This is a genomic window from Phreatobacter sp. GW821-FHT04C01 (assembly GCF_059420385.1).
This window is the reverse complement of sequence record NZ_JBWKTP010000003.1, coordinates 1-17370: the sequence shown is the minus strand read 5'-3', so window position 1 is coordinate 17370 and position 17370 is coordinate 1. Positions and strand designations below refer to the sequence as shown.

Sequence of the window (17370 nt, the reverse complement as noted above, 5' to 3'; positions counted from 1 at the left end):
CGTTTGCAGATCGTTCAGCTGGTGATCAGCGGGCTCGCGCAGGGCTGTATCTATGGCCTGATCGCGCTCGGCTTCGTGCTCATCTACAAGGCCACCGAAACCGTCAATTTCGCCCAGGGCGAATTGATGATGATCGGTGCCTTCGCCGGCCTGTTCGCCGCCACCACGCTCGGCCTGCCCTATTGGCTGGTGATCCTGGCGGCCATGGCGGCGACCGCGCTGGTCGGGCTCGCCATTGAGCGGGTGGTGCTCCGGCCGATCCTCGGCCACCCCGCCTTCTCGATCGTCATGGTCACCATCGGGCTGAGCTATATGGCGCGCGGCCTGGTCACCATGATCCCGGTGATCGGCACCGACACCCATGCGCTGCCGGCGCCGTTCCGCGGCGAGGTGTTCCGCCTGGGCACATTGGTCATCAGCGCCGAGCATATCGTCATCATCGCCGCCACCATCGTGTTGTGCGGCCTGCTCGCCGCCCTGTTCCGCTACACCAAGGTCGGCATCGCCATGCAGGCCATGTCGCAGAACCAGCTCGCCGCCTATTACATGGGCATCCCGGTCAAGCGCCTGTCCGGGCTGATCTGGGCGATCAGCGCGGGCGTCGCGGCCATCGCCGGCATCTTGCTGGCGCCGCTCACCTTCATTCACGCCAATATGGGCCTGATCGGCATCAAGGCGTTCCCGGCCGCCGTCATCGGCGGCTTCACCAGCCTGCCCGGCGCCATTGTCGGCGGCCTGATCATCGGCGTGGTCGAGTCGCTTGCCGGCTTCTACCTGATGGAAGGCTTCAAGGACGTCGCCGCCTTCGTCGTCGTGCTGCTCATGCTGGTGTTCAAACCCACCGGCCTGTTCGGCGAAACCGCCCGAAAGAAGGTGTGACGCCATGCGATACATCTTCAAGACCCGCTACGAGCAGGACATCAACCTGGTCAAGCATGGCGGCCAGCTGTTCTGGTACGGCCTGCTGATCGTCGCCCTGCTGGTCGTTCCGGCGGCCGCCTCACCCTATCTGCTGACCCAGATGTCGCAGATGCTGATCTACACGATCATCGCCTTCGGCCTGATGCTGCTCGCCGGCTTCACCGGGCAGATGTCGCTCGGCCACGCCGCCTTCATGGCGGTCGGCGCCTATACCGAAGCCGTGCTCGCCATTGCCGGCTGGCCGTTCTTCCTGTCGATCGCGAGTGCCGGCCTGCTGGCGGCGCTGGTCGGCGTGGTCATCGGCCTGCCGGCGCTCCGGGTCAAAGGCCTTTATCTCGGCATCGCGACGCTCGCCTTCGGCACCATCGTCGAGGAGATCATCGCGCGGGCCGAACATGTCACCGGCGGCAATGCCGGCCTGGTGGTGCCGCCGATCCAGCTGTTCGGGCTGCGCTTCGCCGACGGGCCGCCATTCTATTATCTCTGCCTCGCCTTCGCGGTGGGGGCCGCGCTGGTGCTGATCAACCTGCTGCGCTCGCCGACCGGCCGCGCCTTCGTGGCGATCCGCGATTCCGAAATCTCGGCGCAGAGCATGGGCGTGCATCTGGCCACCTACAAGACGCTGTCGTTTTCGATCAGCGCCGCTTTCGCCGGCGTCGCCGGCGGCCTTTATGCCCACAATATCCGCTTCCTGTCGCCCGACCAGTTCACCGTCGTCCAGTCGATCGAGCTCCTGATGATGGTGGTGATCGGCGGCCTCGGCTCGATCCATGGCGCGGTCTATGGCGCGGTGTTCCTGATCGCGCTGCCGCAGGTGGTCAGCGCCATCAAGCCGCTGCTGCCCGCCGCGCTGTCGGAGGCGACCGGCCTGCAGCCGACCATTTTCGGCCTGATGCTGATCCTCACCGTGCTGTTCGAGCCGCTCGGCATCTACGGCGCCTGGCTCAAGCTGAAGGCCTATTTCGACCTGTTCCCGTTCTACCGGAAAGGCATGTTCCGCCGGCAGAAGGCTTTCCAGAAATCGGACCGGCTGAAATGAGCGTTCCCCTGTTCGAGGCCAAGGGCATCTCGGTCCAGTTCGGCGGCCTGCGTGCCGTCGACAATGTCAGCTTCAGCGTCGACAAGGGCGAGGTCTTCACCATTATCGGGCCGAACGGCGCCGGCAAGACCACCGTCTTCAACATCATCAGCCGGATCTACGACCCGACCAGCGGCGCGGTCGAGCTCGAAGGCCGGCCCTTCACCGATGTCGCGCCGCACCGGGTGGCCGGGCTCGGCATCGCCCGCACCTTCCAGAATATCGAGCTGTTCGAGCAGGCGACCGTGCTGCAGAACCTGTTGATCGGCGCCCATATCCATCGCACCACCAATCCGCTGACCGAGGCCCTGTTCCTGCCCTCGGTCCGGCGGGCGGAGGTGGCTCTGCGCGCCCATGTCGAGGCGATCATCGACCTGCTCGACCTCGCCGTGCACCGCGACAGCATGGTGGCCGGCCTGCCCTATGGCGCGCGCAAGGTGGTCGAGCTCGGCCGGGCGCTCGCCACCCGGCCGAAGCTCCTGCTGCTCGACGAACCCTCCTCCGGCCTCAATGTCGAGGAGACCGAGGACATGGCCTTCTGGATCGAGGACATCACCAAGGACCTCGGCATCACCGTGATCATGGTCGAGCACGACATGACGCTGGTGTCGCGTGTCTCCGACCGGGTGCTGGCGATGAACCAGGGCCGCGTCCTGGCGCTCGGCAAGCCGGAGGAGGTCCAGCGCCACCCCGCCGTGATCGAAGCCTATCTCGGCCGCCCCGCCCTGGAGGCGGTGCCGGCATGAGCGAAGCGATCCTCACCCTGGCCAATGTCGAGGCGGCCTATGGCGCGGTGAAAGCCATTCGCGGCGTCTCGCTGTCGGTGCCGAAGGGCGCCATCGTCACGGTGCTGGGCGCCAACGGCGCCGGCAAGACCACCATCCTGAAGACCATTTCCGGCATTCTCGATCCGCAAAAGGGTTCGATCACCTTCAAGGGCCAGCCGATCGACCGGCATGACCCGGCCGAGATCGTGCGCCGCGGCTTGAGCCACTCGCCGGAGGGCCGCGAGGTCTTCCCGCTCCTGTCGGTGCGCAACAACCTGCTGATGGGCGCCTTCACCCGCTCGGATCGCGACGAGATCGCGCGCGACCTCGAACTGGTCGAGAGCTATTTCCCGATCCTCCGGGAGCGCGCCGATCAGGAAGCCGGGCTCCTGTCCGGCGGCCAGCAGCAGATGCTGGCGATTTCACGGGCGCTGATGTCGAGGCCCGACCTGCTGCTGCTCGACGAACCCTCGCTCGGGCTGTCGCCGAAGCTGACCCAGGACATTTTCTCGATCGTCAAGCGGGTCAACCGGGAGCGCGGCGTGACCATCCTGCTGGTCGAGCAGAATGCCGCCATGGCGCTGGAAACGGCCGATTTCGGCTACATCCTGGAGCATGGCCGCATCGTCATGGAGGATAGCTGCGCCAGGCTGCGGGAAAAGGACGACGTCAAGGAATTCTATCTCGGCATGAAGGATGTCGGCGTGCGCGGCCAACGGCGCTGGAAGAAAAAGAAGATGTGGAGATAGCCCGAGATGTTCGAGATCTGGCCATTCCAGGACATCCGCCGCCCGGCGATCCCGGCGGGCGAAACCATCGCCGAGATCCTCACCTCGGCCATCGCCCTGCGCGGCGACCGGATCGCCGTGCGCCAGAAGGACCTGGGGCTGTGGCAATCGACCAGCTGGACCGAAATGGGCGTCATCGTGCGCGAAATCGCGCTCGGGCTCGCGGCCCTCGGGCTCCAACCCGGCGAGGTCGTGTCGATCCTGTCCAATACCCGGCAGGAATGGTCCTTCGCCGACTATGCGGTGCTCTGCGCCGGCGGCGTCTCCAACGGCATCTATCCGACCGACGCGCCCGAACAGTGCGAATATCTGATGACCGATTCGGCGACGCGCTTCGTCTTCGTCGAGGATGAGGAACAGCTCGACAAGATCCTGGAAATCCGCGCCCGCACGCCCGATCTCGCCAAGATCATCGTCTTCGACACCGAAGGCCTGATGCGCTTTTCCGACAGCCAGGTGATGAGCCTCGCGGCCCTACGCGCGCTCGGCCGCGAGGCCGATGCCGGGGATCCCGGGCTCTGGGCACGGCGGCTCGCCAGCCGGACACCCGGGGATCTCGCCATTCTCGTCTATACCTCGGGCACAACGGGCAAGCCGAAAGGCGCGATGATCACCCATCGCAACATTCTGGCCGCCATTTCGGTGATCACGAACGAGACGCTGCGCCAGAACGAAGACGACCAGCGCATGGCCTTCCTGCCGCTCTGCCACGTCGCCGAACGGGTCGGCGGGCAGTTCCTGGCGCTCTATTCCGGCGCCACGCTGAATTTCGTCGAGAACCCGGAAACCGTCCCGGAAAACGTCCGGGAGATTTCGCCGACCATCTTTTTCGCAGTGCCCCGGATCTGGGAGAAATTCTATTCCGGCGTGATGATCCGGCTCGCCGAGGCGACCGCCCTGCAACGGTTCGTTTATGGCTGGTCGATCGAGCAGGGCCGCAAGGCCGCCGACCTCTATATCGACGGCCAGCCGATCCCGCTGGCCTTGCGCCTGAAGGTGCATCTCGGCCGCTGGCTGGCGCTCAACAATGTGCGCAAGGCGATCGGCATCCATCGCTGCCGGTTCCTGGCGACCGGCGCCGCCCCGGTCTCGCCCGACCTGATCCGCTGGTATTTCGCGCTCGGCGTGCCGCTGCTCGAGCTCTGGGGCATGACCGAAACCTCGGGCGCCGGCAGCGTCGTGCCGTTCGAACGGGTGAAGCCGGGCTCGATCGGCCGGCCGACCAGCGCCATCGAGATGAAGATTTCGCCCGAGGGCGAGATCCTGGCACGCGGCCCGACCATCATCGCGGGCTATCTCAACCAGCCGGAAAAGACGGCCGAGGCCATTCGCGACGGCTGGCTGCACACCGGCGATGTCGGCCTCGTCGACAATGAAGGGTTCTTCAGGATCACCGACCGGATGAAGGACATCATCATCACCGCCGGCGGCAAGAACGTCACGCCGAGCGAGATCGAGAACGAGCTGAAATTCTCACCTTATGTCACCGATGCCGTGGTGATCGGCGACCGGCGGCCCTATCTCACCGCGCTTGTCATGATCGACCAGGAGAATGTCGAGAAATTCGCCCAGGACCGCGACATTCCCTTTTCCAACTATGCCAGCCTCTGCCGCGCACCCGCCGTGCAGGCGCTGATCGAAACCGAGGTCGAGCGGGTCAACAAGAAATTCGCCCGCGTCGAGCAGGTGAAGAGCTTCCGGCTGATCGAGCAGCAATTGACGGCGGAAGACGAGGAGCTGACGCCGACCATGAAACTCAAGCGCGGCTTCGTGCAGAAGAAATATGCCGACCTGATCGACAGCATGTACCGGAGTTCGGCGGCCTGACGCGCGGCGAGCCCCAAGATCACGGATTGGATTGATCTCGCAGACAAGACGCATCTATCGTCCGGATTCAAGAAGATCGCCGCGGAGCAACTGCGGGTGACCCAGATGGAGGAACCAATGACGGCACGACTTTCGACCAGCCTGGCGCTGGCGCTTTGCCTCACCGCCGGCACCGCATGGGCGCAGACGCAGGGGATCACGCCCACCCAGATCACGCTCGGCACCATCCAGGACCTGTCCGGGCCGATCGCGGCTTACGGCAAGCAGACCCGCAACGGCCTGCAAATGTATTTCGACGAGCTGAACGCCCGTGGCGGCATCAATGGCCGCCAGGTGCGCCTGCTCGTCGAGGACAGCGCCTATGATCCGCGCAAGGCCTTGCTGGCGGCGCAGAAACTGGTCAATAGCGACCGCATCTTCATGATGGTCGGCCATATCGGCACAGCGCAGAACATGGCGGCCATGCCGGTGCAGTTCGAGCGCAACGTGCCGAACTTCATGCCGGTGACCGCCGCCCGCGAAATGTACCTGCCGGCGCAGCCGCTGAAGATGGCTTTCGCCACCGCCTATTACGACCAGCTGCGCACCATGCTTCCCGAGATCGTCAAGGAGCGCAGCCTGAAACGGGCCTGCGTGGTCTATCAGGACGACGAATTCGGCCTGGAGGTGATGCGCGGCGGCGAGGCCGCCCTGGCGACGCTCAACCAGAATTTCGTCGAACGGGCCTCCTACAAGCGTGGCGCGACCGAATTCTCCTCCCAGGTGGCGCGGCTCAAGGCGGCCAATTGCGATCTGGTCGTCATGGGCACGATCATCCGCGAGACGGTCGGCGTGCTGGCAGAGGCCAGGAAGGTCGGCCTCGACGCCGTCTTCGTCGCCACCAGCGCGGCCTATACCCATCTCATCCCGCAGCTCGGCGGACCGGTCGCCGAGGGCTTTTACGCCGTGACCACCACCGCCCATCCCTATCCCGACGATCCGAACCCGGCGATCCGCGAATGGGTCACCCGTTACAAGGCACGGTTCGGCGAGGATCCGACGGTGTTCTCCGCCTATGGCTGGCAGATCGGCAACCTGTTCTACGAGGCGGCGCTGAAGGCCGGCCAGGACCTGACCGTCGAGAGCTTCCTGCGTGCCATGGAAACCCCCTACGGCACCGACCTGTTCGGCAGCCAGGGCTGCGCCATCACCGCGCAGAACCGGCTGTGCAACAATGCCGCGCGGCTGTCGCAGGTGCGGAACGGCCGCTGGGTGATCACCCGCGATTGGGTGCACGGCGCGATCCCGACGAACTGAGCCCAACAACGAAACGCGCCGCCGGGCAGCCGGCGGCGCGCTCTTGCGTCTCCGCCCATGAGGACCGAGCCATGGCCAGTCCGTTCTATACGGCCGACCACGAGGCCTTTCGCGACCTGGTCCGCCGGTTCGTCGCCCGCGAGATCGAGCCTCATGCCCAGGCTTGGGACGAGCAGGAGGAATTCCCGCGCGAGCTCTACCGCAAGGCCGCCGAGATCGGCCTGATCGGCCTCGGCTTTCCCGAAGCCTATGGCGGGGTCGCGGCCGATCGCTTCATGTGGCTCATCGCGGTGCAGGAGCTGGCGCGGCCGGGATCCGGCGGCATCAGCGCCAGCCTGATGAGCCATGCCATCGGCACGCCGCCGATCGCGCTCGCCGCCCGCCCCGAGGTCAAGGCCCGCGTGCTGCCGGAAATCCTGAGGGGTGAGAAGATCTCGGCGCTGGCGATCACCGAGCCGAGCGGCGGTTCGGATGTCGCCAGTCTCAGGACCACGGCGAAACGCCAGGGCGACCACTATGTCGTCAAGGGTGAGAAGACCTTCATCACCTCGGGCATGCGCGCCGACTATTACACCGTGGCGGTGCGCACCGGCGGCCCCGGCGCCGGCGGCGTCAGCCTCATCCTGATCGAGCGCGACAGCCCGGGCTTCGCGCGCACGCCCTTGAAGAAGATGGGCTGGTGGGCCTCGGATACCGCGACCCTGCATTTAGACGACGTCCGGGTGCCCGCCGAAAACCTGATCGGCGAGGAGGGCCAGGGCTTCAAGATCGTCATGCGCAATTTCAACCACGAGCGCCTGACCATGGCGGCCGGCTGCACGGCCTTCGCCGCGGTCTGCCTCGACGAGGCGACGGCCTATGCGAGGGAGAGGCAGACCTTCGGCAAGCCGCTGACCCAGCACCAGGTGATCCGGCACAAGCTGGTCGACATGGCGCAAAGGGTGGCGGCGAGCCAGGCCTGGCTGGAAATGCTGACCTGGCGGCTCGAGCAGGGCGAAAGCCCGGTCGCCGAGATCTGCATGCTGAAGAACCAGGCGACCCAGACCATGGCGTTTTGCGCCTCCGAAGCCGTGCAGATCTTCGGCGGCGCCGGCTTCATGCGCGGCGGCAAGGTCGAGCGGATCTACCGGGAGGTCAAGGTCAACGCCATCGGCGGCGGCACCGAGGAGATCATGAAGGATCTCGCCGGCCGCCAGATGGGGCTTTGAGCGCGGCCATCACCCCTGGCCGATGCGCGCGGCCTTGACCGGATCGAACCACCAGGTGGCCGGCGCGCCACGGCTGTAGCGCGGCTTGGTCTCGGGAAAGCCGAACATGTCCCAATAGGCGATCTTGTGGGCGCCCTGGTACCAGTTGGGCACCCAGTAGCGGCCGGCGCGCAGCACCCGGTCCATGGCCTTGCAGGTCGTCGTCAGCTCGGGCCGGCTCTTCGCCACCAGGGCCTTCTCGATCAGTGCATCGAGCACCGGGTCGGCGATGCCGGCGAGGTTGTTCGAGCCCGGCTGCCGGCCGCTCGCCGAGCCGAAGAAGGTGCGCATGGATTCGCCGGGCGTCAGCGACAGCGAATAGCGCCGGATGGTCAGGTCGAAATCGTAGTCCTTCAGGCGCGTCTGATATTGCGCGGAATCGACGCGCCGGATGTTGGCCTCGATGCCCAGGCGCCGCAGATTGGCGACGAAGGGCTGGGTGTGGCGCTCGAGCGAATTGTCGAAATCGACGAATTCGATGGTCATCGGCTGGCCGCGGGTATCGACCAGCTTATTGTCGCGCAAGGTGAAGCCGGCCTCGCGCAGCAACGCGGTGGCGCGGCGCAACAGGTTGCGGTCCTGGCCCGAGCCATCGGAAACCGGCGGCGAATAGGGCTCGCCGAACACCTCCGCCGGCAGCTTGTCGCGGAACGGCTCGAGCAGGGCCAGCTCCTCCGGCGAGGGCGGTCCCGAAGCCATCATCGGCGAATTCTGGAAAAACGAATGGGTGCGCTTATAGGCGTCGAACATGACGTTCTTGTTGGTCCATTCGAAATCGAAGGCGAGCCCGATCGCCTCCCGCACCCGGGGATCGCGAAACTTCTCGCGCCGTGTGTTGATGAACCAGCCCTGGGCGCCCGACGGCGTTTCGTCCGGCAACTCCTTGCGCAGCACCCGGCCCTCGCGCACCGCCGGGAAATCATATTGGGTGGCCCAGGCACGCGAGGTGAACTCCTCGCGGAACGTATAGGTGCGGCTCTTGAAGGCCTCGAAAGCGACGTCGCGGTCGCGGAAGAATTCCAGCCGGACGATGTCGAAATTGTTCAGGCCGACGGAAACCGGCAGTTTCTCGCCCCACCAATCCTTGACCCGCTCATATTCGATGAAGCGGCCGGGCTCGAAGCGGCCGACCTTATAGGCCGACGAGCCGAGCGGCAGGTCCATGGTGGAGGCCTCGAAATCGCGGTTCGCGTACCAGGCTTTCGACAGGATCGGCATGCCGGCCACCGTCAGCGGCAGATCGCGCGAGCGGCCCTCGGCGAAGGTCAGCTTGACCAGCTTCTCGCCCTCGGCCTCGGCGCCGGCGAGATCGCGCAGGATCACCCGCAGCAGCGGGTGGCCCTTTTCCTTCAGCGTCATCATCGACCAGGCGACATCGGCGGCGGTGATCGGCGTGCCGTCGTGGAATTTGGCGATGTCGCGCAGCACGAAGCGATAGGTCTGGCCATCGGCCGAGATGCGCACCCGCTCGGCGGCGAGGCCGTAGAGCGAATCCGGTTCGTCGCCGCCGCCGGTCATCAGGCTGGCGAAAATGCCGTCGAGCTGGGGCGGCGCATCGCCGCGCAGCACGAAGGTGTTCATCGTGTTGAAGGTGGTCGGGTTCTGGTTGAAGCCCCAGCTCGCCGGGCTGTGAATGAAGCTGCCGCCTTTCGGCGCCTGCGGATTGACGAAGTCGAAATGCTTGAAATCCGGTCCGTATTTCAGGTCGCCGAAAGACGAGATGCCATGGGTCTCGCGCTCTCCCTGGGCCAGTGCGGCGGGGGACAGGAGACCGGTGCCGGCGCTGGCCGCGGCCAGGGTCAGGACAGTTCGGCGGGACGGGCGAAACATGGCGAACCTTCCGGATGGGACTGATCAGGAGATAGTCCAACAGAGCATTGCGGCAAAGACGGGAAAATCAGGCAAATCAGCGCGGGCCGGGTCAGGCGATGGGCAGCACATTGGTGTGCTTGACCTGGGCGAGCGCGAAGCTCGATTCGATCGAGGCGACGCCGTCGAGGCGCGTGAGCTTCTCCTTCAGGAAGCTCTCATAGGCCGGCAGGTCGGCACAGACGACGCGCATGAGATAGTCGCGCTGGCCGGTCATCAGATAGCACTCCATCACCTCCGGCCAGCGCGAGACGGCGGCGGCGAACCGGTCGAGCTCCTCCTCGCGCTGGCGCTCCAGCTTGATCGAAATGAACACGCTGACCGGCAGGTCGACCGCCTTCTGCTCGACCATGGCGACATAACCCCGGATCACGCCGGCCGCCTCCAGAAGCTTGACGCGGCGCAGGCATGGCGTCGGCGACAATCCGACCCGCTCGGCGAGCGCCTGGTTGGTGATGCGGCCGTCGCGCTGCAGCTCGGCGAGAATGCGGCGATCGATGTGGTCCAGGGCCATGTTGGAAGATTCGACTTGGATGATGCGAGATCTTAGCGCTAGCTGCCAAACGGGCGGGCGTCCATGGCCAAATTTGGCAGGCATGACGCGCGCTCCTTTGGCAAGATCGGCCGATATGCGCGCCGCCGGGACAGAGCGCGCCTGAGGAACGCCATGACCGACCGCCGCCTGACCGCCTTGTCCGCCCTCGAACAGAAGGTGCTGTGGCTGGCCTCCTGGACCATCCACAACGCCAATCATCTGCGCGACAGCGCCGACGGGCTGAAAGTCGGCGGCCACCAGGCCTCGTCCGCCTCGCTCGCGACCATCATGACGGCGCTCTATTTCGCCGTGCTCCGGCCGGAGGACCGGGTGGCGGTGAAGCCGCATGCCAGCCCGAACTTCCATGCCATCCAATATCTGTTCGGCAATCAGAGCCGCGCCAAGCTGGAGAATTTCCGCGGCTACAAGGGCGCCCAGAGCTATCCCTCGCGCACAAAGGACGGCGACGACGTCGATTTCTCGACCGGCTCGGTCGGCCTCGGCGTGGCGCAGACGCTGTTTTCCTCGCTGGTGCAGGACTATGTGAAGGCCCATGGCTGGGCCGGAACCCAGCCCGAAGGCCGGATGATCGCGCTGATCGGCGATGCCGAAATGGACGAGGGCAATATCTACGAGGCGCTGATCGAGGGCTGGAAACACGGCCTGCGCAACACCTGGTGGGTGGTCGACTACAACAGGCAAAGCCTGGATGCGGTGATCCGCGAGGGCCTGTGGGAACGTTTCGAGGCGATGTTCCGCAATTTCGGCTGGGACGTGGTCATCTTGAAATATGGCAAGCTGCAGGAAGCAGCCTTTGCCGAGCCGGGCGGCGAGCGCCTGCGGACCTGGATCGACACCTGTCCGAACCAGCTTTTTTCGGCCCTGTGTTTCCAGGGCGGGGCTGCCTGGCGCAAGCGGCTGACCGACGATATCGGCGACCAGGGCGCGGTCAGCCGGCTGATCGACAAGCGTTCGGACGACGAGCTCGCCCGGCTGATGACCAATCTCGGCGGCCATGACCTGCCGAGCCTGGTCGAGGCCTTCGAGCGGATCGACCACGACCGGCCGGTCTGTTTCATCGCCTATACGATCAAGGGGTTCGGCCTGCCGCTGCAGGGCCACAAGGACAACCATGCCGGCCTGATGACGCCGACCCAGATGGACAAGCTGCGCGGCGCCATGAACGTCCGCGCCGGCCACGAATGGGACCGGTTCGAAGGCTTGGCGCTGGCGCCGGCCGAGCTGGAGAGTTTCCTCGGCAAGGTGCCCTTCGCACGCAAGGGCCCGCGGCGCCTGACCGCGCCGAAGATCCCGGTTCCGGAAACCCTGGCCTTGCCGGCCCAGGCCGCCATGTCGACCCAGCAGGGTTTCGGCCTGATCCTCAACGAGATCGCCCGCTCGGAAACGGCGCTCGCCGACCGGATCGTCACCACCTCGCCCGATGTCACCGTGTCGACCAATCTCGGCGCCTTCGTCAACCGGCGTGGTCTGTTCGCCCGCGAGTCGCTCGCCGACACATTCAAGCAGGAGCGCATTCCCTCGACCTTCAACTGGGATTTCTCACCCAAGGGCCAGCATATCGAGCTGGGCATCGCCGAGATGAACCTGTTCATCATGCTCTCGGCGCTCGGCCTGTCGCATTCGATCCATGGCGAAAGGCTGCTGCCGGTCGGCACGCTCTACGACCCGTTCATCCAGCGCGGTCTCGATGCGCTCAACTATGCCTGTTACCAGGACGCCCGCTTCATGCTGGTGGCGACGCCCTCGGGGGTGACGCTGGCGCCCGAAGGCGGCGCCCACCAGTCGATCGCCACGCCCCTGATCGGCATTGCCCAGGACGGCCTTGCCGCCTTCGAGCCGGCCTTTGTCGACGAGCTCGCCACCATCATGCGCTTCGGCTTCGACTATATGCAGCGCGACGGCGGCGACGACCCGGACGAGGCCAACTGGCTGCGCGACGAGACCGGCGGCTCGCTCTATCTGAGGCTGTCGACCCGCACGATCGACCAGCCGCAGCGGGCGATGACCGCCGAATTGCAGCGCGACATCGTCAACGGCGCCTATTGGATGCGGCGGCCCGGGCCGAACTGCCAGGTGGTCATCGCCTATACCGGCACGGTGGCGCCGGAAGCGATCGCCGCCGCCGGGCTGCTCGCCGAAAGCCACCGCGATGTCGGCGTGCTGGCGATCACCTCGGCCGACCGGCTGAATGCCGGATGGACCGCCGCCGAACGCGCCCGCCAGCGCGGTGTCGGCAATGCCGTGAGCCATATCGAAAGGCTGATCGCGCCCTTGTCACGTGAATGCGGCTTCGTCACCGTCATCGACGGCCATCCGGCGACGCTCGCCTGGATCGGCTCGGTGCATGGCCACCGCCTGAAATCGCTCGGTGTCGAGCATTTCGGCCAGACCGGCACGATCGGCGACCTCTACCGGCATTTCGGCATCGATACCAACGCCATCCTGCATGCCGCGCAAGCGGTGATTTCCGGCCGGCCGGTGCGCTATCTGGCGGCGCTGCCCTGAGCAGGCGGGCAGGACAAGAGCCACGGCGGCCGCCGGATGATCCCGGCGGCGTCATCGGGGCATATGTTCAGGCCGGGAACCACGCCGGCGTGGTTCAGCTTCGTCCCGGCCGGACCGGCGGCAGCGCCAGGCGATCACGCCGGCAGGCGCGGCGCTCGGCCTCCTCGCAGGCGGTGAAGTTCATGTCCCGGCCGATGCAGATGCGCACCTCGCGCAGCCGCTGCGCGTCGCATTGCACGCTGATCATGTCGCGGGCGAGACCCGGATTGACGCGCACGAAGGCGTCCTCCACCTCGTCCGGCGACACCATCTTGATCTCGCTGATGTTCTCGAACTCCTGCGGGATCCGGATCTTGGCCCGGGCCTGCCGCACGGTCTCGAAATAGGCACCGGCCGAGCGCGCGCCCGAACAGGTGCCGTGCTTGGCCCATTGCTGCCGGACCAGGCCCGGGGCCGGCATGATGTCGAGCATGCCATTGACCACGCGCCGGTCGAGCTCGGGCGCCGGAACCTGGCAATATTCCGGGAAGCCGCGGGTGAATTGCGGCCAGAGCCCGTGCACGACGAAGCTGAACGGCCGGTCGCCGGCGCATTGCATGGAGCGGCTGGAGCGCTCGCCCTGCGCCTCGCAGAAGGACGGCGACCAGGACAGCGCCAGCACGTAGAAATCAAATTCGCCCGGTGTGGCGCCGTGACGTGCCTGGCCGAAGGCCGAGCCGGCGCCGGCCGCGGCCAGCAAGGCACTGCCCAGAACAAGTGCGCGCAGGCGCGCCGACATCGCAAGCAACATGATCAACCTCCCGTTGAACTGGCCGGAAGGCTAGTCAGCAAACGAGAACAAAGAAAGAACGTATTTTAGCGGATGGCCCTCCGCCGGCCTGTCGATCAGGGACGGGCCATGCGGCAATTGGGAGCAAAGCTCCAGCCGCGGTCGAGGCCGCGCACGCACCATTCGACGCCCCAGGTGTAGCCGATGACGCTCTGGTCTTCCATGATCGCGTAATCGACCGTGCGGGCGCGGCCATCCGACATATGGGCGCGGGCGGAGCAATAGATCCGCGGAATATTGTTGCGGCCCCACGGATTGATCGAGACCTGGCGGATGTGATCGAAACCGGCAATGGCGAGCGAGGAGTTCCAGAACTGGCCTTCCTTCTCGGCGAAACGCCGCCTGACCGTGTCGAGCGCCTGCGGATCGTCGCAGGGCAGCAGCACGTTCTGGAACCGCGGGTCCTTGAAGACGGTCATGCTCAGCGGATTGCTGAAGCCCGGCGTCGCGGCAATGGCATTGTTGGCCGGGTCGATGCGGCTGGTGGTCAGCGTCGAGCCGCCGAGCCCGCGCGGCCTGTCCTGTCCGAGGGCGGCGCCGTGAAGCGCGATCGTCAGTCCGGCGGCTGAAGCGAGAAGGGCGGGAATCCGCATGGCTTGCACTCCGAATAAGGTCGCTGGACGATTGATCGGCTGTTGCGTCAGGTCAAGAGCCGGGCGGCCACAGGGGAAACGAAATCGCCGCCGGTCAGCCGGCCGGCCGGCGGATGCGCACGTAAAGCGCGCCGGCGCCGCCATGGCCGATCGCCGCCTCCTCGAACCCGATGACCAGCGGGCGCATCTCCGGCAGGGTCAGCCATTGCGGCACCATGCGCCTGAGCACGCCGCGCCCGGCGAAAGGATCGGCATCCCAGTTGCCGTCGTCGAAGGCCGCGCTCCGTTTCGGCGCGCCCTTGCCGGTGATGACGATCACCACGCGCAGGCCGTCGAACTGGGCCTGGCGCAGAAAGCCGAGCAGGCGCCGGTGCGCCGCGTCCTGGGTCAGGCCATGCAGGTCGAGCCGGGCGTCGACCTCGGCCTTGCCGCGGCTGAGCCGCTGGCGCAGCCGCTTCTCGAGCGGCGCGAGCGGCGGCGGTGGCGGCGCCGTCGACTTCATTGGCTTGGCGGCGGCCGGCTTCGGCGCCGATTTCGGCGCGGGCGGCGCGACCTCTTCGGGCGGTTCGGCCAGGATATCGGCGGCGCGCGCCGGATCGAGCGGCGTGACGCTGCGCGCCACATGCGTCCACAGCGTCCTGTCCTCGGCCGAGAGCGTCTTGCGACGGCGGCTGGTCATCGTTCCGGCCGCGGCAGGGGCACGGGCACATTGGCGGCCTCCGGCGACAGCGGCGCCGGGAGCAGCACATACCAGTCGGCGCGGTGGCGGATACGGCCGGCGGTCGAGCCGGCCTCGGGCCCGGTGCCGAGGAACAGGTCGCCGCGTGCCGGGCCGACGATGGCCGAACCGGTGTCCTGGGCGATCATCAGGCGGCGGTAGGGCTCGCCCGATTCCGAGGAGCCGGTCGGCAGGTTCGAATCGATATAGACCGGCGTGCCATAGGCATGGACGTTGCGGTCGACGGCGATCGAGCGCCAGGCGGTGATCGACACGCCCTGGCCGCCGATCGGGCCGTCCTCGGTGGCGAGCTCGGATTTGACGCGGAAGAACACATAGGACCGGTTCTGCCAGCGCACGTCGCGCGCGGCCTCCGGGTTCTGGCCCATCCAGGTTCTGATGAAATCCATCGACATCTGCTCGCGGGTGGCGATGCCGCGCTCGACCAGAACCCGGCCGACCGGCACATAGCGGTGACCGTTATGCGCCGCGTAGCCGATACGCAATGTCGATCCATCGGCAAAGCGCAGCCGCGCCGAGCCCTGAATCTGGGTGAACAGCACGTCGATGGGGCTGCGCACCCAGGCGATTTCCAGCCCGCGTCCGTCAAGCGCGCCGGCTTCGATCTCGCCGCGGTCGAAATAGGGCAAGAGCCGGCCGGAGACCCAGCGGCCGGCGCCGCCGCGGGCATCGAAGCCGCCCGAGGTCGCGCCGCGGCCATTGGTGAGATCGTCGGGCCGCGACAGGAAGGCGACACCGAATTCGGCCGAACGCTCGCGCGAGGCCTCGACCTCCGGCTCGTAATAGCCGGTGAGAAAGCCCGCGGGATCGGTCATCTTGGCGATCCGGACGGCCCGAAACTCGGCCTCGAAAAAAGCCTTGGCCGCCGCCCGGCTCACCGGCTCCGGCAATGCGAGGGCACGTGGGCAGATCTCGCGCAGTGCGAACCAGATCGGCTGGGCCACCCGCGGCGCGTTGCGCGCCTGCAGGATCTGCCGGCAGGAGATGACGAAGGGCTTGAACGCGAGGTCCTGGCGATCCTCGTCCCAGCCCGGGATATCGGCGAATTTCACCGCCTCCAGCCGGGCCTCGGCAAAGACGTAGGGAAAACCCGAGGCCTCCGTTTCGAGCGCCGGCGGCACCAGCGGCAATTCGGCCGGCGCCGCGTCAGGCGGCGGCGCCTCGGCGGCCGGCCCGGGTGATGGCGGCGCAGGCAAGGCCGGTATGGTCTCGGTCGGGGCTTGCGGCCGCAGCAGGAGCAGCAATTCGGACGAGGCCCGCGCTGGTCTGTCCAAGCAGAAGAGCCCAGCCATCGCCAGGACCGCGAGGCCTCCGGCGCGGACCTTGCGGCTCGTCATCGACAACCTCCGTTTCGGCGGGCGGGTTCAGCTGCCGGCTTCGGTGGCGATCAGGCGCCAGTTGGGATCGCGATCCGTGACATTGCGCGCGAAGGTCCAGATATCAGTGACATCGGTGACCCGGTCGGGCGAGCCATCGACCACGGCACCGGCGCGGTCGCGCGTCGCGGTGACCAGCTGGGAAACGAATTTCAGCGTCACCTGGGCCTGGTCGCCGCGCATCTGGGCGTCGGTGACATCGGCCTTCTCGATCCCGACGAAGCGGGTCTCGACGGTCTCGCCACGGCTCTCGCGCTCCTTGATCGCCGCCTCGAAACCTTCGAACACGTCCTTGGCGAGCAGATCGCGCAAGGTGCGCCGGTCGCCGCCGGCAAAGGCCAGCACGATCATCTCATAAGCCGATTTGGCGCCGCCGACGAAACCGACCGCGTCGAAGGACGGGTCGCGCGCCGCGATCGCATCGAGGCCGCGCGCAACCGGCGAACCGGCGGTGGCGACATTGCCCCAGCGCGGCTCGGACGGTTCGACCTGGGCCACCGGCGCCGGCGGCTGGCCGTTGCGATTCGGCATGGGCACGACTTCGGCCGGCCCTTGGCCGGGTCCGCGCGGAGCCTCGCGATTCTTGTCGCCAGGCTGGAACGGGTCGCGTTCCTGGCCGGTCTTCGTCCCCAGCACGCTACGCAAGCGGAAGAAGATGAACACCGCCAGGGCGAGGAAGATGATCGTGTAGATGTCGAATGCGTTGTTCATGGTCGCCGACTTTCGGGGGCGGAAACGAGGCGCGACGCACCGGTCCAATCACGAACCATCGCACAACTCGCACTCGACTGCACAAATAAGGCATTTTTCGCGGATCGCCAGATGGCTCCTCGCGTTTCGCCTGCAAACCCCATAGGCCGCACGTGTTTCAATTTGACGCGGCGGCAGCTGTCGGGCGCGTTTCGTCGTGCAAATGGCATGCGGCGAAATGCCCTTCGCCGGTGGCCTTGAGCTGGGGCTCCTCGACCTTGCAGCGATC

15 protein-coding genes are annotated in these 17370 nt (G+C 66.5%); 8 read left to right on the top strand and 7 right to left on the bottom strand.

Translation table 11 applies throughout. The annotated features are described in order from the left end of the window. Positions 1–3 precede the first annotated feature (3 nt). From AC07WJ_RS11810 to AC07WJ_RS11780, 7 genes are all read left to right on the top strand, one after another. Positions 4–879, top strand: a complete 876-nt coding sequence (locus AC07WJ_RS11810) for a branched-chain amino acid ABC transporter permease (RefSeq protein WP_494934790.1) — start codon at positions 4–6, stop codon at positions 877–879. A gap of 4 nt (positions 880–883) precedes the next feature. Continuing rightward, positions 884–1960, top strand: coding sequence for a branched-chain amino acid ABC transporter permease (locus AC07WJ_RS11805; protein WP_494934789.1), 1077 nt, complete (start codon positions 884–886; stop codon positions 1958–1960). Further along, entirely contained in the window at positions 1957–2745 is a 789-nt protein-coding gene (locus AC07WJ_RS11800) for an ABC transporter ATP-binding protein (protein WP_494934788.1), read from the top strand. Before AC07WJ_RS11805 ends, AC07WJ_RS11800 begins: the two co-directional genes overlap by 4 nt. Continuing rightward, positions 2742–3515 (top strand): ABC transporter ATP-binding protein, encoded by a 774-nt coding sequence (locus tag AC07WJ_RS11795; protein WP_494934787.1) that lies wholly within the window; start codon positions 2742–2744, stop codon positions 3513–3515. Before AC07WJ_RS11800 ends, AC07WJ_RS11795 begins: the two co-directional genes overlap by 4 nt. A gap of 6 nt (positions 3516–3521) precedes the next feature. Then, positions 3522–5381: an AMP-dependent synthetase/ligase gene (locus AC07WJ_RS11790; protein WP_494934786.1), complete on the top strand. Its 1860-nt coding sequence runs from the start codon at positions 3522–3524 to the stop codon at positions 5379–5381. A gap of 117 nt (positions 5382–5498) precedes the next feature. Continuing rightward, entirely contained in the window at positions 5499–6677 is a 1179-nt protein-coding gene (locus tag AC07WJ_RS11785; RefSeq protein WP_494934785.1) for an ABC transporter substrate-binding protein, read from the top strand. A 71-nt stretch (positions 6678–6748) separates the two neighbouring features. Further along, on the top strand, positions 6749–7885 hold the full coding sequence (locus AC07WJ_RS11780) for an acyl-CoA dehydrogenase family protein (RefSeq protein ID WP_494934784.1): 1137 nt from the start codon (positions 6749–6751) through the stop codon (positions 7883–7885). A gap of 9 nt (positions 7886–7894) precedes the next feature. Here AC07WJ_RS11780 and AC07WJ_RS11775 read toward each other — a convergent pair whose 3' ends face one another. Together AC07WJ_RS11775 and AC07WJ_RS11770 are read right to left on the bottom strand one after the other, a co-directional pair. Continuing rightward, positions 7895–9754, bottom strand: coding sequence for an extracellular solute-binding protein (locus tag AC07WJ_RS11775; RefSeq protein ID WP_494934783.1), 1860 nt, complete (start codon positions 9752–9754; stop codon positions 7895–7897). A gap of 91 nt (positions 9755–9845) precedes the next feature. After that, positions 9846–10307, bottom strand: a complete 462-nt coding sequence (locus AC07WJ_RS11770) for an Lrp/AsnC family transcriptional regulator (RefSeq protein ID WP_494934782.1) — start codon at positions 10305–10307, stop codon at positions 9846–9848. Positions 10308–10460: 153 nt separating this feature from the next. Here AC07WJ_RS11770 and AC07WJ_RS11765 point away from each other — a divergent pair, with 153 nt between their 5' ends. After that, positions 10461–12854 (top strand): thiamine pyrophosphate-binding protein, encoded by a 2394-nt coding sequence (locus AC07WJ_RS11765; RefSeq protein WP_494934781.1) that lies wholly within the window; start codon positions 10461–10463, stop codon positions 12852–12854. A gap of 94 nt (positions 12855–12948) precedes the next feature. Here AC07WJ_RS11765 and AC07WJ_RS11760 read toward each other — a convergent pair whose 3' ends face one another. From AC07WJ_RS11760 to AC07WJ_RS11740, 5 genes are all read right to left on the bottom strand, one after another. Continuing rightward, positions 12949–13644: a ribonuclease T2 family protein gene (locus AC07WJ_RS11760; RefSeq protein ID WP_494934780.1), complete on the bottom strand. Its 696-nt coding sequence runs from the start codon at positions 13642–13644 to the stop codon at positions 12949–12951. Between the two features lie 95 nt (positions 13645–13739). Continuing rightward, positions 13740–14276 (bottom strand): hypothetical protein, encoded by a 537-nt coding sequence (locus tag AC07WJ_RS11755; RefSeq protein ID WP_494934779.1) that lies wholly within the window; start codon positions 14274–14276, stop codon positions 13740–13742. Between the two features lie 94 nt (positions 14277–14370). After that, entirely contained in the window at positions 14371–14955 is a 585-nt protein-coding gene (locus AC07WJ_RS11750) for a Smr/MutS family protein (RefSeq protein WP_494934778.1), read from the bottom strand. Then, positions 14952–16289: a murein transglycosylase A gene (mltA, locus tag AC07WJ_RS11745; protein ID WP_494934777.1), complete on the bottom strand. Its 1338-nt coding sequence runs from the start codon at positions 16287–16289 to the stop codon at positions 14952–14954. Before mltA ends, AC07WJ_RS11750 begins: the two co-directional genes overlap by 4 nt. A gap of 90 nt (positions 16290–16379) precedes the next feature. After that, positions 16380–17102 carry a Tim44/TimA family putative adaptor protein gene (locus AC07WJ_RS11740; RefSeq protein ID WP_494934776.1) on the bottom strand — a complete coding sequence of 241 codons (723 nt, stop codon included), beginning with the start codon at positions 17100–17102 and terminating at the stop codon, positions 16380–16382. Positions 17103–17370: the final 268 nt, after the last annotated feature.

Excerpts from the sequence above, each read along its gene's own strand:
- AC07WJ_RS11805 (WP_494934789.1), top strand. The coding sequence starts at position 884 with ATGCGATACATCTTCAAGACCCGCTACGAGCAGGACATCAACCTGGTC.
- AC07WJ_RS11800 (WP_494934788.1), top strand. The coding sequence starts at position 1,957 with ATGAGCGTTCCCCTGTTCGAGGCCAAGGGCATCTCGGTCCAGTTCGGC.
- AC07WJ_RS11795 (WP_494934787.1), top strand. The coding sequence starts at position 2,742 with ATGAGCGAAGCGATCCTCACCCTGGCCAATGTCGAGGCGGCCTATGGC.
- AC07WJ_RS11790 (WP_494934786.1), top strand. The coding sequence starts at position 3,522 with ATGTTCGAGATCTGGCCATTCCAGGACATCCGCCGCCCGGCGATCCCG.
- AC07WJ_RS11785 (WP_494934785.1), top strand. The coding sequence starts at position 5,499 with ATGACGGCACGACTTTCGACCAGCCTGGCGCTGGCGCTTTGCCTCACC.
- AC07WJ_RS11780 (WP_494934784.1), top strand. The coding sequence starts at position 6,749 with ATGGCCAGTCCGTTCTATACGGCCGACCACGAGGCCTTTCGCGACCTG.
- AC07WJ_RS11775 (WP_494934783.1), bottom strand. The coding sequence starts at position 9,754 with ATGTTTCGCCCGTCCCGCCGAACTGTCCTGACCCTGGCCGCGGCCAGC.
- AC07WJ_RS11770 (WP_494934782.1), bottom strand. The coding sequence starts at position 10,307 with ATGGCCCTGGACCACATCGATCGCCGCATTCTCGCCGAGCTGCAGCGC.
- AC07WJ_RS11765 (WP_494934781.1), top strand. The coding sequence starts at position 10,461 with ATGACCGACCGCCGCCTGACCGCCTTGTCCGCCCTCGAACAGAAGGTG.
- AC07WJ_RS11760 (WP_494934780.1), bottom strand. The coding sequence starts at position 13,644 with ATGTTGCTTGCGATGTCGGCGCGCCTGCGCGCACTTGTTCTGGGCAGT.
- AC07WJ_RS11755 (WP_494934779.1), bottom strand. The coding sequence starts at position 14,276 with ATGCGGATTCCCGCCCTTCTCGCTTCAGCCGCCGGACTGACGATCGCG.
- AC07WJ_RS11750 (WP_494934778.1), bottom strand. The coding sequence starts at position 14,955 with ATGACCAGCCGCCGTCGCAAGACGCTCTCGGCCGAGGACAGGACGCTG.
- AC07WJ_RS11740 (WP_494934776.1), bottom strand. The coding sequence starts at position 17,102 with ATGAACAACGCATTCGACATCTACACGATCATCTTCCTCGCCCTGGCG.